The 15,254-nt window shown below is 68.2% G+C and carries 11 protein-coding genes and 3 pseudogenes; 9 read left to right on the forward strand and 5 right to left on the reverse strand.

The window, feature by feature from the left end; genetic code table 11:
* Positions 1-4: 4 nt before the first annotated feature.
* The 4 genes from fxlM (at position 5) to G3I60_RS19360 (ending at position 5,232) form a co-directional block, all read left to right on the forward strand.
* Positions 5-2,323: a methyltransferase, FxLD system gene (gene fxlM / locus G3I60_RS19350; RefSeq protein WP_164294182.1), complete on the forward strand. Its 2,319-nt coding sequence runs from the start codon at positions 5-7 to the stop codon at positions 2,321-2,323.
* Positions 2,324-2,503: 180 nt separating this feature from the next.
* Entirely contained in the window at positions 2,504-2,632 is a 129-nt protein-coding gene (locus G3I60_RS46435; protein ID WP_275405920.1) for a hypothetical protein, read from the forward strand.
* A gap of 113 nt (positions 2,633-2,745) precedes the next feature.
* Positions 2,746-3,519 (forward strand): PIG-L deacetylase family protein, encoded by a 774-nt coding sequence (locus tag G3I60_RS19355; protein ID WP_343241040.1) that lies wholly within the window; start codon positions 2,746-2,748, stop codon positions 3,517-3,519.
* Between the two features lie 60 nt (positions 3,520-3,579).
* Positions 3,580-5,232, forward strand: coding sequence for an NUDIX domain-containing protein (locus G3I60_RS19360; protein WP_239069991.1), 1,653 nt, complete (start codon positions 3,580-3,582; stop codon positions 5,230-5,232).
* Positions 5,233-5,510: 278 nt separating this feature from the next.
* On the opposite strand, the pseudogene G3I60_RS19370 reads toward G3I60_RS19360, so the two are convergent.
* Positions 5,511-6,320, reverse strand: a pseudogene (locus G3I60_RS19370) (IS5 family transposase).
* 287 nt (positions 6,321-6,607) lie between these two features.
* The gene (locus G3I60_RS19375) at positions 6,608-7,960 is read right to left on the reverse strand and encodes an AfsR/SARP family transcriptional regulator (RefSeq protein ID WP_164294184.1); all 1,353 of its coding nucleotides are present in this window, start codon (positions 7,958-7,960) and stop codon (positions 6,608-6,610) included.
* A gap of 327 nt (positions 7,961-8,287) precedes the next feature.
* On the opposite strand from G3I60_RS19375, the gene G3I60_RS19380 reads away from it, so the two are divergent.
* The 5 genes and pseudogenes from G3I60_RS19380 (at position 8,288) to G3I60_RS19400 (ending at position 12,187) form a co-directional block, all read left to right on the forward strand.
* Entirely contained in the window at positions 8,288-8,785 is a 498-nt protein-coding gene (locus G3I60_RS19380) for a hypothetical protein (RefSeq protein WP_164294186.1), read from the forward strand.
* A 75-nt stretch (positions 8,786-8,860) separates the two neighbouring features.
* Positions 8,861-10,321: an NlpC/P60 family protein gene (locus tag G3I60_RS19385; protein ID WP_239069992.1), complete on the forward strand. Its 1,461-nt coding sequence runs from the start codon at positions 8,861-8,863 to the stop codon at positions 10,319-10,321.
* A gap of 30 nt (positions 10,322-10,351) precedes the next feature.
* The gene (locus G3I60_RS19390) at positions 10,352-10,735 is read left to right on the forward strand and encodes a hypothetical protein (protein WP_164607543.1); all 384 of its coding nucleotides are present in this window, start codon (positions 10,352-10,354) and stop codon (positions 10,733-10,735) included.
* Positions 10,736-10,811: 76 nt separating this feature from the next.
* Positions 10,812-11,282: pseudogene (locus tag G3I60_RS19395) on the forward strand (sigma-70 family RNA polymerase sigma factor); the annotation flags it as partial.
* Positions 11,283-11,845: 563 nt separating this feature from the next.
* The gene (locus tag G3I60_RS19400) at positions 11,846-12,187 is read left to right on the forward strand and encodes a hypothetical protein (RefSeq protein ID WP_164294188.1); all 342 of its coding nucleotides are present in this window, start codon (positions 11,846-11,848) and stop codon (positions 12,185-12,187) included.
* 135 nt (positions 12,188-12,322) lie between these two features.
* Here the strand turns inward: G3I60_RS19400 and G3I60_RS19405 are convergent, their stop codons facing one another.
* The 3 genes and pseudogenes from G3I60_RS19405 to G3I60_RS19415 form a co-directional block, all read right to left on the reverse strand.
* Complete coding sequence (locus G3I60_RS19405; protein ID WP_164294189.1) at positions 12,323-12,511, reverse strand: hypothetical protein; 189 nt, start codon at positions 12,509-12,511, stop codon at positions 12,323-12,325.
* A gap of 169 nt (positions 12,512-12,680) precedes the next feature.
* Positions 12,681-13,538: pseudogene (locus G3I60_RS19410) on the reverse strand (DUF4394 domain-containing protein).
* Positions 13,539-13,727: 189 nt separating this feature from the next.
* On the reverse strand, positions 13,728-14,801 hold the full coding sequence (locus tag G3I60_RS19415) for a HoxN/HupN/NixA family nickel/cobalt transporter (protein ID WP_164294213.1): 1,074 nt from the start codon (positions 14,799-14,801) through the stop codon (positions 13,728-13,730).
* Between the last annotated feature and the right edge of the window lie 453 nt (positions 14,802-15,254).

Raw genomic sequence — 15,254 nt, forward strand, 5'->3', positions numbered from 1 at the left:
ATGTATGGGAATCACCCAAACCGACTGGTCCGAGCACTACACCGGCGGACAAGGCTTCCGGCGACTCGGGGACGAGGAGAAGAGCCTGCTCATCGAGCACGCCCCGGCGCCTGAGGGCGCCCGCGCGCTCGACGTCGGCTGCGGAACCGGCGAGATGGCCGTCCACCTCGCCTCGCTCGGGTACACCGTTGACGCCGTGGACTTCGCCGAGGGCGCACTGGAGCGGGCCCGCGCGGAGCACGCCGGAGCGGCGGGGGTGCGCTGGCTGTGCCTGGACGTCGAGCATGACGACCTGGCCGACCTCGTCGAGGACGGCTACGACCTGGTCGTGCTGCGGTTGTCCATCGCCTTCCTCCGCGATCGTGCCCGTGTTCTGCGCCGTCTGGGCGCGCGGCTGCGCGAGGGCGGGGTGCTCTTCATCATCTCGCCGGTCGCGGAGCACACCGCACAGGAGCGGCGCCACATCGCGCTGGACGAGAGCGAACTCGCGGCGCTCACCGACGGGTTTGAGCATGTCGAGCGGTTCGCCGCGGAGGGCCTGGCGGTGCTGGTCCTGCGCGGGCCGGCCGGATCGTTCAGCGCGGAGGAGAACCTGCGGCCCGAGCCGCAGGCCGTTTTCGGTGCCGCGGTGGTGGTCACCGACGCGTTCGGCCGGGTCCTGCTGGGTCGCTCGACACGGGGCATGTGGGAGCTGCCCGGAGGCCGCATCGAAACGGGCGAAGCCGCACCGGTTGCCGCTGTGCGGGAGTTGGCGGAGGAGACCGGGCTGACGGCGCGCGTGCAGGACGCTTTTGTCATCACCGTGCTCCACGACGACCACCTCGATGTGCGCCGCGTCACCGCCGTGGTCCGCGTCACCAGCTGGGGCGGTGCACTGTCGCTGCCCGAGCCGCACCGCTTCGTGCGCTGGGAGTGGCACGACCTGAACGCCCTGGACACCCTCGGGAAGATCTTCGCGCCCAGCGCCCAGGCGCTCACCGCGGTGTGGCCCGGGCTGCTGCCGGGGCTGTCGCCTGTCCACTCTTACCCGTGCGCCACCGTGGTACCACCGGTGCCCGGTGAGCCGGCCGAAGCAGTCCGGTATCGCCAGCAGATGACGGAGATGGTCGTCGCTGGCGGCTGGGCCCCCTCCCATCCGGTCCGGAATGCGCTGCAGACCGTGCCTCGCCACCGCTTCGTCCCGGAAGTTAGCCTCGCGACCGCCTACGACGGCGGCGACCGTGCTGTCATCACCCGGCGCGACGAGGCTGGAACCGCGATCAGTTCGGTGTCCGCGGCCTGGCTGCAGGCCGACATGATCGAGCAACTCCGGCTGGAGCCGGGGATGACTGTGCTGGAAGTCGGATCGGGCGGCTACAACGGCGAGCTCCTAGCGCACGTCCTGGGACCGCGCGGGCGCGTGGTGACCGTGGACGTCGACCCCTACGTCGTGCACCGCACCCAGCGCCTGTGCACCGAAGCCGGCAGCAGCCGAGTCACCGCCGTCCTCGGCGACGGCGGACTTGGCGCGCCCGGTCACGTCCCTGCTGGCGGGTTCGACGGGGTGATGATCACCCACAACGCGGCTGACATCGCGCCGGCCTGGCGCGAGCAACTCCGTGAGGGCGCACGGCTGGTCGTGCCGCTGGAGATGGGCGGATACACCCGCTCTCTCACCCTGGTGCGGCGTGGCGACGTGCTGCACTGCGAGCACTGGACATACTGCGGGTTCGTGCGGGATCGCGGTGCCGCCGCCCGCACCGCTCCTGCCGTCCGTCTGGCCGACGGCGAGGTCACGGTGAGGTGGGAAGACGGTGAGCCCGGTGACACCGCCGGGCTCGAACAGGCGCTGCGCGGGGCGCGGTACGAGATCACCACCGGCCTCGTGGTCCGGGGTACCTTCAATTTCGAGACCTTGCAGGTCTACGCTGCGACCACGCTGCCGGGGTTCTGTCGGCTGGCCGCCGCGGAAGGGTCCACGCTGGTGGCGCAACAAGATGCGACGGCGATGCTGTCGGACGGCTCCCTCGCCTACCTGACCTACCGCAAGGTCAAGGACGCCCCGGATCCGGCCGACCGCCTCACCGAGTTCTTCATCCACGCCTACGGCCCAGCCGCCGCCGAGCTGGCGGAGCGCTTTGCCGACTGCGTGCGCACCTGGAACCAAAAGGTGCGCGAGCACGGCTACCCGCAGATGACCGTCCACCCGGCCGGCACCCCTGACGAGCAGCTGCCGGCTGGCGACGTACTGGACAAGCCCTCCGCGAGGCTCGTCTTCCAGTGGCCCGGCCGCGTTCCCGACGGCACGCAGGACCTGCTCGCGGCGGGCGGACGGCGTACCTGACTCCGCCGAGTCGATCCCTGCGGAATCCGAGCCACCAGAGGCCGGCGGGCCGCCGACCTCGTTCTCACTGTGCGCCCACCCTTCGTTCGCCGCGTACCTGACCGGGGAGGCGGCGAGTCTCCGGGGGCCGTCCGGCCGTTCGCCTCGGCCGGCGCCGGAGTCCTGACCGGCGCTAGCTCGGTGCCCACAGCGATGTGGAACTGCACCGCCATCCTGTGCCTGCCGCCCCGCCTGCTGCTGGTGACCCAGGTCGGCCGTCTGACGGCCATGCCTCTGGCTGCCGTCTCCCTCGTCCAAGAGGCAGCGTGACGCCACGCGTGGACGCAGTACCCGATGTCCTGGCCCAGGTGGTCCGCTCACCAGAGCCGGCCGCCCCCTGTCATCTGAACCGTCTCAGCCCACTGTGAGAGGGAATCCCGCCCGTGACGCCCCCCGCAACACCCTCCCTGCTCGGTGTGTTCGCCCATCCCGACGACGAAAGCCTCCTCGCCGGCGGGGTCCTCGCCCAGCACGCCGCCGCGCGAGCGCGCACCGCTGTCGTCACCATGACGTGGGCACCCGACAGCCCGCGAGCCGCCGAACTCGCCAACGTGTTGCTCGCACTCGGTGCGAGCGCGCCTCGCATAATCGGATACGGAGACGCCCGCAACCCGCAGGCGGCCCCAGGCCGCCCGCGGCTCGTCGACGCACCGCTGGACGAAGTGATCGCCGCCCTCGTCCACCAGATCCGTTCGTTCCGCCCCGACATCGTGGTGACGCACGACGCCCTGGGCCAGCTCACCGGTCACCCCGACCACCGCCGCACCCACCAGGCCGCACTCCTGGCCGTTCAGGACGCTGGGCTCGCGCACCTCTTCCCCGAAGCCGGTGAGCCCTGGCAACCGCGCGCCGTGTACTGCGCCACGCATCCCGAGTCCGGCATCGGCGATCTCGGACCGCTGCTGGAGGCCGTCGGCAAACGCGTACTCGCGACCCCGGACGCGTACGCCACCACGGCCGTCAACGTCACCCCCTGGCTGGAGCAGAAGTGGTCGGCGATCCTCGCGCACCGCGGGGAGGTCGCCCGTGAACGCGCGTTGCCCGGGATCCTCGCCCGCCTACCTGCGCAGACCCGTCAAAGGATCATCGCAACCGAGTACTTCTCCCGGCTCGCGACCGGGCCCGTCCCGGACGCACCTCACCGGCTCACCGCCTGACGCGGGCCTACAGCCTCAATCCACCCCCGGCCCCACCGGCCCCTTCTGACTCGGAGAGCCATGACGACCACCTCCGTTCCCGGCGAACTGCCCAGCAGCGCAATGACCGACGAGGCGTACGGCGCCCTGCGTGCCTCGGCCGCCCTGTGGGTCGGGACGTCCCTGCTGATCACCAACCAGCTCGGGCAGGTCCTCGTCCAACACGTCGACTATCGCGACACGTGTCTCTTGCCGGGCGGCGCCGTCGACAAGGGCGAGTCCCCCGCTCACGCCGCCGCCCGTGAACTGATGGAGGAGCTCGCCATCACCGCTGTCACCGACCAGGGCCTGGCCGTCGACTGGGTCTCCGCCGACAGCACCGGCGCGCCGGCGACCATGCGGTTTCCCGGCGAGATTCTGCACGTTTTCGACGGCGGCACCTGGGACGACGACCGGATCAGCGAAATCCATCTGCCGCCAAGCGAGATCACCGCGATCGAGTTCGTCGAGCCCGCACGGCTGCCCGACTTGCTCTCCCCGCCCGACGCCCGACGCGCCCTGTCCGCGTTGCCTGCCCGGCTCAACGCGGCCGGCACGGTGCTTCTGGAAAACGGCCTCCCGATCGCCCCCACCGTCCTCGACCGGCTTGGCGTCCTGCAGACCGCCCGCCCCACCTACCGCTACCCCTGGCATCAGGGGCCGGCCCCGCACGACCTCGCCGTCGCCCAGGTGTGGGCGTGGCTGTTCGCGCCGGACGGGCGCGTCCTCGTCCTCCTCGACCCCCACACAGGAGTCGCCATCCTGCCCGGCGGCACACCCGAGGAGCAGAACCAGGGCGACCCGGTATCCACCTGCGCCGCGAAGCCGAAGAGGAGGCGGCAGCCCGGTTCGGAGGCCCGCTGCTTTTGGGATACGTCACCGACCCCGCCATGCGGCGCGGATACCTGCGCTACGCCGCGGCACTCATCGGCGTCGACCCCGCTCGGCCCGATCCGGCCACCGGCCACACCTACACCCGCATCCTGGCCACCCCCGAACAGACCACGGACCTCTTCGACTGGGGCCCGGCGGCCTCCTACCAACTCGACGCCGTCCACCAGGCTCGCCGACAGCTCGGCCTCCCCCGGGCCGCCCGCCAACCCATCACCCAACTCACCGGCCCCGCTGCCTGGTAGCCGCCTGCTCCCCATCCACCACCCTCCCGAGGAACCCTCCATGAGCCCCTTGCCCCGCACACCGTCCACACCCGACGCCCCCGCTCCGCCCCCCGCGGCTGTTCCTAGCCCGTCCGCGCTCGCCCCGGGCACAGCTGCCACGGGCTTGGAATCGGAGCGCCGCACGGGGCACTGCCAGTGCGGTCACATCGCCTACGAGGTCCTTGGCACGCCGGACGACCCTCACCTGTGTTCCTGTGAACACGAAACGCGCATCTCCGGCGGCCCCGCCGTGCTCTGGGTTGGCTTCCGCAGGGACGGACTGACCTGGACCGGCCCCGGCCGCGAACCCACTTGGTTCGCGACCTACACCACCCTCAAGCGGGGCTTCTGCCCTCGTTGCGGAACCCATGTCATCTCCGTTGCCGCCGGCTCGGACATGATCATGGTGACCGGGTTCAGCCTCACCGACCAGACAGGCATCGAACCCGTCGGACACAGTTACCGCGAGTCGGCAGCACCGTGGATGACTGTCGCCCTCGCCCCCGACCCACGCGCCCCACGGCCCGCTACATCGTGACTCACTCCCGGTCAACCGGCCCCACGCGCCAAGCTGACCAGTCGCATTGTCGGGTCGTGCCTTCCGGCGTTCGCCAAGTAGGCCGTGGAAGACATTTAGTCTCCACGCCATGACGGCTTTGGGGGCATCGGTGCTGCCGTTGGCGCCCGGCACCGATCTTGAGGCCGTGCCCAACGAACGTGGTGAATCGAAAGCCGGGGACCCGCTGGGCTGCGGTATGACTGTCTCCCACACCTCGGCGACCCCGAAGGAAACCACCCTATGAACTCGTAACACGATCATTGTGACTGGGTGTTGAGTCGTCGCCAGCAGATGAGTCCGCAGGCGAGTGATACGAAGGCGTTGTGGACGTCGAGGCGTCGTTCCCAGCGGATGGCGAGGCGCTTGAACTGATGGCGCTGGGCGAAGGTCTGCTCGACGACGTAGCGGAAGCTTGCCGAGGCCGATGATGTTGCGTTCACCCTTGCGGGAGATGACTGGCAGGATGCGTCGGTTCCGCAGTTCACGGCGGTTGGGGTTGCTGTCGTAGCCCTTGTCGCCGAGGAGGGTGTCGGGGCGCTTGCGGGGGTGGCCAACGCGGCCGGCGACCAGCGGGACGCTGTCGACAAGGGCGAGGGTCTGCGTGACGTCGTTGACGTTGGCCGCGGTGGTGATCACATGGAACGGGATGCCGCCGCCGTCGCTGATGAGGTGGTGTTTGCTGCCGGTCTTGCGGCGGTCGACCGGCGACGGGCCGGTCGCCTCGCCCCATTTTTCGCGCGCACGTGGGAGGCGTCCACGCACGCACGCGTCCAGTCGATCTGCCCGGCCGCGTTCAACTCGGCCAGGAGTATGCGGTGCAGCTCCTCGAACACCGCCGCCTCCTGCCACCGCCCCAGGCGCCGCCAGCACCTCTGACCTGAGCCGAACCCGAGCTCAACGGGCAGTTGCTGCCACGTGATGCCGGTGTACAGGACGAACATGATGCCCTGCAGACAGCATCGATCGTCCACCGGACGCGGCCCCGGTGACCGTTCCAGCCAAGCCGGCAGCAGCGGCTCGATCCTGGCCCACAGCTCGTCATCCACGATCCACGGCTTGTTTCTCACACCATCACGAACGGACGAATCGTCACATCGGCCACGCCCCACCAGCAACGATCAACAAGATCGTCCTACGAGTTCTCAGCGACCTACATTGCCCATTACCACAACCCGCTTCGAGGTGGAAGCGTTGGCGTATCCGCCCAGCGCGGTCCGCAGCTTTCGGTGGAAGTGCGGCGAGGAGCTTGAGTTCCGTTGCCGCAAGGCCGCCCCTCCGGCTGACCCGGCTCTCCCGAGAGCGCGGGCTCATTTAGGGAGGTCGACAAGGGCAGCCGCGGGGTAGCGGTGACGGGTCAGGCCGGGCAGGTGGCCAGTTGGGGGTCGTCGTGGGTGCGTACCGCCGGCAGCCACGCGATGCCTCCGGGGACATCTGTCAGGTGTACGCGGAACCAGTTGGGGGTTCCCACCCCGTGTTCGTCTTCGATGCGCACACCGTTGGTCACCATGCAGTCGGCCATCAGGACGTCTCCGTGCCAGATGTGGTGCGCCACAACGTTGGTGGCCTCGTAGTTCGCATGCGGGTCCTTGGCCAGGCCCATGCGGCACGCAGGAAGCCGCTCGGACTGAGACTTGCAGTCACCGTCGACGTTGTATACGCGGACGGGTGCCAGGGGTCCGATCGGCAGGGACTGGGCCCGGACATGACTGGCGGTGCCGGCGTCGGCTGTAGGGGTGTGGGAGGCGCCGGAGCCCTGTTGCCCGATGGCGATGGCAGTTCCCGCCACGGCCGCGATGGTCGCGCCTGCCAGTGCCAGCCGGATCGGACGGCGCCACGGTCGGCGCGGGGCCGGAGCGGGGGCCGAGGTCACGCTGTCTGCCGCGGGGTCGTCGGTCTGTGGTGGATGTGGGGATGCCGCCGGTGGTACGGCGGCGCCGAGGGCGGAGTTCATCGCGGCTGTCGCCAGCGCGCGGTCGGCGCGAAGAATCGCCACGTGGATCGCGGATAGCTCGGGGCTGGGATCGAGACCGAGCTCGTCGGCCAGGAAGCGCCGCGTTTCGGCGTAGCGCTCGATCGCGTCGGCCTGGCGGCCGGTGCGGTACAGCGCGATCAGCAACTGCCCCACGAGCTGTTCCCGCTGCGGATTGGCCTCGACGAGTTCGGTCAGCATCGGCACGAGTTCCGATTCCTGACCGAGGTCGAGTCCACAGGCAGCCAGCTGCTGCCAGGCGTCCAGCCGCTCTTCGTGCAGGCGCGCCCGCGCCGGTTCCACGAAGGCGGCGTTGACACCGGACAGTGCGCTGCCGCGCCACAGCCCGAGCGCCGCGCGCAGGCTCTCCAAGGCTTGGGCGGACCGACGGTCCGCGATCTCTGTGGCGGCGTGACGCACTCGGGTCCGGAAGACCGCCAGGTCGAGTTCGTCCTCGCCCACCGTGCAGAGGTAGCCGTCGGTCGTGGTCTGGATCCGGTTCTCCGGGTCGGTCCCGCGCAGCGTCTGGCGCAGCGCGGAGACCGCGCTGTGGATCTGGGTCCGGGCGCTGGCCGGAGCGTCGTCGGCCCAGATCGCGTCGATCAGCCGATCGAGAGTTACCGATTGCCCCGCGTTCAGCAACAGATAGGCCAGCACCGCCCGTCGCTGCGGGCGTTCCACCTCGATCAGCCTGTCGGCGTCCCACACCTCGACCTGGCCCAGAACCGCGAACTGCATGGCTTTCCCCCGTCATAAGAACACCCGCTGCTGGGTGATCTTAGAGGCCGCGATCCGTCACCGGGAGCCTCTTCCGGGCCACCGCCTGGCTTGACTCCGGTACGACGGGCAGGCAGGCGGTCACTCCGAGCCGCCGGTATTCGTGCTGGTCCAGGCGGATAGCGGGGCCGCATAGCCGGCGGATAGCGGACGCATAGCGGCGCCCGGCCACAGTGAGGACGTCCCAGCCGGCGCGAGCAGATTCACAGGCGCCGGGTCCGGCTGGTCCGCCAGCTGCCGCGCCTCCGTGAGCGGCGGAACCGCACTCGTCCGAGAAGGAATTCAGATATGCCTACAGGGCTCCGCTCCATCTTCCGCCCCATCGCGACAATGGGCTCTCGCAAGATCAGCGCGCGTCATGCCATTGCCGCTGCGGCGACCACCGCCTGCCTAGCGGTGTTGCCGGTCGCCGTGCCGACCGCAGCGCATGCTGCCGGTGGCAGCTGCTGGGGTGGCCCGACCGTCAAGGACTACGCGGGCCGCGTTTTCGCCTCCCGCACCTGTCCCACCTGGACGGAGGCCCTTGTCATGGACGACCGGTGGCCTACGTCCCCCGCGATCGGGCGTCTGTTCGCGGCCAACAACTGGATGGTCTGTCAGGCCGTCGGACGGGACAACCCGCAGCTGGGCGGCGGCAGGAATACCTACTGGGTCTACACCCAGGGGGATGTCAGCTACAGCGACAAGAACGGCTGGGGTTGGGTTCCGGCCACAGCGTTCACCTACGGCGGCGACTGGCAGCCGATTCCCGGCGTGCCCTTGTGCGCTGCCGGATTCAACGGCTGACCGCCTCCAGGCGATCTCCGCCCCGCGGGGCGGAGCACGAATTCACCGGTGTTTTCCCAACAGGAAGGGATTCCTATGCGCGCAATGATGCGCAGTCTGGTGACGGCCGTGGTCCTGGCCGCGATGGCCTGCCTGCTGTCGTTGACGACAGGTGTGACGACGGCTTCCGCCGCGACGGCCTGCGAGGTACGGGGCCATCAGGACGACATTTCCGAGATAGCGAAGTCGATCGTCGCCAATGCCTGCGGTGTGACCGACGCCGGCACCTGGTACACGTGGACCGGCGGACATGGCGCCAAGCCGGGCCAGACCTACGGCGCCATAGACTGGAGCGATAAGGACAAATCGAAATTTGATCCGATCAGGCGGGGTTTTGACTGCTCCGGTCTGGTGCGCTGGGCACTGTCCGAGGCGTACGGATACGACATCGCCGGGTCCCCCGGCCTGACGAACAACATCTACGGGCTCTACCCGCCGGGCTCCCAGCGCTTCGGCGCCGAAGCCGGCCTCGACCCCCTGCTGCCGGGGGACATTCTGTTCTGGGGAAAGCCCGGGGCGATCCACCACGTCGCGATCTACCTCGGCGCCGGAAAGATGGTGGAGGCCAAGGAGTCGGACACTCTCCTCATGGTCTCCGACTTCCGGATGGGCGCGAAGAACGACTATGCCGGTGCGCTGCGCATGGCTCCGAAGGCCAACCCGCCGGGAGGTTCCCCCGGCGGGACCGGCAGCATCGGCCATGCCACCTGGGGCGATTCCCTGAACGTCCGTGCCCAGCCGAATACCGGCTCCTCGGTGGTCCGGACGATACCGGGCGGCACCAGCGTCTTCATCTCCTGCCAGGCTCACGCCCAGTCGATCACCGCGGAGGGCACGACCAACGACGCCTGGTCCTACCTCCCCGACCTGGGCGGCTGGATCACCAACATCTACCTCAAAGGGCCGGCCTGGGTGCCAGACGTGCCTTCCTGCGGTGATGTCCCATCCGGCGGCGCGGGCGGTGGAGGCAGTGGTGCCGCGCACGTCACCTGGGGCGACTCCCTGAACGTCCGCGCACAGCCGAACTCCGGCTCCACCGTGGTCACAACGATCCCCGGTGGCACCAGCGTCGTCATCTCCTGCCAGGCACACGCCCAGTCGATCACCGCCGAGGGCACGACCAACGACGCCTGGTCCTACCTCCCCGACCTGGGCGGCTGGATCACCAACATCTACCTCAAAGGCCCAGCCTGGATGACCGGCGTTCCCACCTGCGGAGGCACCGGCGGCTCGACCGGCAGCGGAATCGCACACGTCACCTGGGGCGACTCCCTGAACATCCGCTCGCAGCCGAACACTGGGGCTTCCGTGGTCCGGACGATCTCCGGCGGCACCAGCGTCATCATCTCCTGCCAGATGCACGCCCAGTCGCTCACCCTTGAGGGCACGACCAACGATGCCTGGTCCTATGTTCCCGATCTCGGTGGGTGGATCACCAACATCTACCTCAAAGGCCCCGCCTGGGTGACCGGCGTTCCCACGTGCGCCAGCGTCTAGTCCTCATCAACCTCATCCACGGAGAGTGCATTGATCCTCAATAAGCCGGCCCGAAGTGCCGTGAAGGCACTCGCGGCGACCGCCCTCGCCCTCGCCGCCACGATCACCGTCCCGGTCTCCAGCGCCCAGGCCGCCACCGGGTGCATCCGGGACGTCGACAACGGGGCATACATCTTCTGGTGCCACAACGTCTACCGCGCCCCGGTGTACAAGACCAGCACCACCAGCAGCGGCATCGTTGGCTACATGTACTCCACCAACAGCTGGTTCTCGTGCAGATACGACTACGGCGGCTACATCGGCGGCGGCCACCCCACTCGCTGGCTGTTCACCACGGCGGACAACGGCGCCCACGGCATGATGCGGGACACCGACATCTACGACGAGACCGACACGGTCCAGGTCTGCCCCTGAGAACCATCCTTCCGTGGCCTCGTCCGAAATGACTTCAGGGATGCGCCGCGCTCAAGGCGGCGGGTCTGCCGATCACATGATCAGCAGACCCGCCGAGCACTGCACCTGGCTGACGATCACCACAGCAGCACACACCACCGTCACCGCTCCGACTCAGGCCGCTGAGCCGCTGCCGTGGATCGAGGACGCAGGTAAGGTCGCCCCGGCCGACGCGCGGGAGCTGTCGAAGCTGTTCTTCGACCGCCTGCAGTCGCTCGAGGAAGGCACGCGGGAGTACCAGTAAGCCCGCAACACGCTCATCGAGCTGAACATCGCCGTGGTCACGTTCGTCGCGCCGCGGTTCCGCAACCGCCCCGAGCCGCGTGAGGACATCATCCAGGTCGGCACGATCGGCCTGATCAAGGCCATCGACCGGTTTGAACTGAGCCGCGAGGTCGAGTTCACGACCTTCGCCATCCCCTACATCTCCGGCGAGATCAAGCGGTTCTTCCGCGACACCAGCTGGGCCGTCCACGTCCCGCGCCGCCTGCAGGAACTGCGACTCGATCCGCAGGCGGAGTCGCCCTCGACTCCGACGCCGCCCTGTTCGAAGCCGACCACGGCAACCCGCAGGACGCCCTCACCATCGCCCGCCAAGGTCTGCGGACCCGCCCGTTCCTCGAATCCCACGACGCACTGGCCTGGGCCCTGCACACGAACGGCCGCGACTACGAAGCCCTGGCCGAATCGAACGAGGCACTCGACCAAGGCATCCGCAACGCCCTCTTCCACTACCACCGAGCCCTGATCCAACAGTCCCTCGGTGACAGCGCGGCAGCGCGGACGGATCTGACCCTGACCCTGACCATCAACTCCCGATTCAACCCGCTTCACGCCCCCAACGCGCGGGCCATTCTCGCCGCGCTTCCCAGCACTCCGTAACGAACCCGGCCCAGGTGGAAAGGCACGGCTGAGAGACCGTCAACCGCGTGAGCGCACCCACCTGGGCTGTCGGTGGCTGACGGCAAAGAGGTCCGCGCCCGTGCTGGCCTGGCACTTTGAGCAGCGCGCTGCGCTCCGGACGAGCCTCAGCCCGCCAGTCGGCCTCCGACGGCCCGTTAGTCTTCCTGGATGTATCAAGCTGTCGTCGGCTGTACGGACCCCGATCCACGGTTTCGTTTGGTCCAGCTCGTCGAGCGGGGCGATGCGCTGTTGCGGCAATTGGAACGCACCGCGCAATGCGTCGCGGCGGCTGACCGCCGTGAGGCTGTCAGCCCTTCCGCCGGGACACTGACCGCTATGAGGGAAGTCATCTCCATTTACCAGAAGATCGCGCAGCGGTACGTGGACGCGGACCTTGATGACGCTACGACGCTGCGGCACCTGGCCGACACACTCGACGGGACCACCCGCTGCGTGCGGCTACTGACCCCCCGGAACGGGCAACTGCCTAGCGTCACCTGCCGCCCTTGACTTCCTGCGCAACCTCTCAGACGCAGCCCGTGCTTCGTCGCGCATGATTGCGTAAACGACATTGCAGGCGTGGACGGCCACACGTGCGAGCGGGCGCGGGTACGTAGTAGTGCGGCGGCGTCTTCGACACAGAGGTCACTCGCCCGGGTTCGCCTGGGCGGATGCCAGCAGCAACCGGCCGGCCGGCGAACACCGGGCCGCCGCCGGGTCCTGCCCGGCCGGGGAGGAGATACTGGAGGACGCCAGCCGGACCTTTGAAGACCCTTGGGACTGGCCGAGGCGGACGGGGACGTCCAGCAGATGCTCCGCGGGAGCGGGGAGCACGCGGGCTGATCCGCGCACTGGGTGCAGGGCCACGCCTATGGCGCTGGTGGCCAGAGCGCTGCGAGTCCGGTGGGCTCGAACGAGGCCAGGCCGTGTGCCGGGGCAGGGATCCCGGCCGCGTTCGGTCTACTGGATGAAGCTGGCATCCATGCTGCCCAGCGGCTGGGAGTTAGTCCTGGGCCAAGGGGAGGGCGATGTCGAAGACCTGCTGGCCGGTGGGGAAGTTGCCGACGCGGTCGGCTTTTCCGTTCAGGACGTTGACGCGGTAGAAGCTGTAGGTGCCGCTCGCCTGCAGCGCGGCGAAGCCCCGGTTCGTTCCGGCCTTGGGCGAGTAGTAGATGTCGAAACCGGCCGACGGGCCCGCGTTGACTCCCAGACGGCCCGTGGGCGCGAGGGTTCCGGCGTTGGCCGGGGACTGCAGCGAGACGCGGTCATTGACGGTGTCGATGTCGAACAGTGACGTCGCGGTCGCGGTGTTCAGGTCGTTGTTGGTGTAGGCGGCGCCGGTGACACCAAGCGCGGTGGTGGGCGTGGTGGCGGGCGGGACGGCGGGGTTGGTCAGGGTGCCGTCGACGGTGGTGGTGAGAGGGGCGGCGGGATCGTCGATGTTGTGGCGCAGGTTCTGACCGGCATCGCTGATCACCCGCAGACGGTTGGCAGCCGGGTTGAAGTCGACGCCGAAGTTGTTGCCCTGCAGCGCCACGGTCAACTGCGAGACCTTGCTATCGTTCGCGTCGCGGTCGACAGTGTAGACGCCACCCTTGTCGCCGACGCCGTACAGCTTCCCCGTCTGAACACGGAAGTCGATCCCGACCAGCTTGGTGTCCCCCTGCAGGCCGTGCGCACGGCCGCCCGAGCGGAGCGACTACGGCGCGTCCTCGGAGAAGCTGACGAGCCGCTGGTCGACGGTGAGGCCCATCACCTTCAAGCCGTCACCGTGCCCGTCGCCTGCCGCCGCTGTGGTGGCCGACGCAAAGGGACAGGCCAACGCGAGCGCCAGAGCAGGAACGACTATCGCTGCACGCATACGAGTCTCCCAGGGGAAGCAGCCCGAACCGGACGCCGGGCGTCACTCCGTGACACAAACACACCAATTCCTGCACGGTGCGTCACGAAGACCGTCCGGAGGATGCCGCAGACCAGCACGCTCACACCGCCAGGTTCACGTTCGGTGACCGGCGTGAGCGCTGACGTACGGCCGGGGCCCGCGAGGGGTTCAGTCGGCGGAGGGCTCGGCGGAGTGCAGCCCGACTGTCCACTTCTCCTCGATGCGGCCGAACTTCCAGACCCCAATGGCGATGATCCAGGTGGTGAAGAACAGGCCGACGATGATGAAGCCGATGATGTTCAAATCCAGACCACCGACCCAGTCCCAGAACGGGCCGTGCAGATCGAGTTGGTCCGCGAGCAGTCCGAACAGTTCGACGGTCCCGATGATGAGAGCGACGGCGACGGACAGCCCGGTGATGGTGAGGTTGTAGTAGACCTTGCGGACCGGCTTGGAGAACGCCCAGCCGTAGGCGACGTTCATGAACGATCCGTCAATGGTGTCCAGCAGGGACATGCCTGCGGCGAACAAGACCGGCAGGCACAAAATCGCGTACCAGGGAAGCCCGGAGGCCGCGCCGGAACCGGCAAGGACCATCAGGGCGATCTCGGTGGCCGTGTCGAAGCCCAGGCCGAACAGCAGGCCGAGCGGATACATCTGCCAGGGCTTGGTGATCGACTTCATCACCCGTCCGAGCAAGCGGTTCATGAAGCCACGGTTGTTCAGTTGTTCCTGCAGGGCCACTTCGTCGAAGCGACCGGTGCGCATCTTCCGGAAGACTTTCCAGATCCCGGCCAGGATCACCAGATTGATGGCCGCGATGATGTAGAGGAAGGCGCCGGAGACGGTGGTGCCGATCAGGCCGGCCAGGTGGTGGAGCTTCGAATTGTCGTCCTGGACCGGCCTTGCAAGGGCCTTGATGCCCAGCGAGAGTAGGAACGCAAGGACGAAGACGATGCTGGAGTGGCCGAGGGAGAACCAGAAGCCCACCGAGAGCGGGCGCTTACCCTCACCCATGAGCTTGCGGGTGGTGTTGTCGATGGCCGCGATGTGGTCGGCGTCGAAAGCGTGCCGCATGCCGAGGGTGTACGCGGTCACCCCCATCCCGATGCCGAACGCCTTGGTGCCCACCGTGTAGTGCTCCGGTGCGACGATCACCACCAGCGTGAACCAGCCGATCACATGCAACGCCAGGATGAACGCGGCCATGCCGCCAAGGCGCGTCCATTCCTGCCTGGTCATCGATGTGCGCAGGCGCGCCCAGCGCGATACCGGCGCGACGAGAGTTGACGAAGGAGCGGGGGAGGTGGAGGTGAGCGCCATGGGACTGCTTTCTTCCGGTCCGGTCAGGCGTAGCTCATTCACCGTAGAAGCATGGAGTTCCTACTTGCAACTGATGCGCAGTAAAGAATAAGCAATCTACCGAACCGCGAGTCCGAGGCCACTCACAATATCGTCCACCTGTGCGACCGGGCGATGCCAACCCTCAAATGGCCGCATAAGTTCAGGCCAACGGCGATACCTTTATGGACCCGCTGGTTGGGGGTTCCGGTCGAGAGAATTAAACGCGTAATCCTCTTGCGCAGCACGGGATGCAGAGCAGAAACGATCATCCAGCCTCTTCGACCACCCGCATGACCTGGGCATCTTGATTCCTGGGCAGAAAATAGTCCCATTAAATCCATCGGCGGGGTG

This window comes from Streptomyces sp. SID13666, assembly GCF_010548325.1.
In the GTDB taxonomy this organism is placed as follows: Bacteria; Actinomycetota; Actinomycetes; order Streptomycetales; family Streptomycetaceae; genus Actinacidiphila; species Actinacidiphila fildesensis.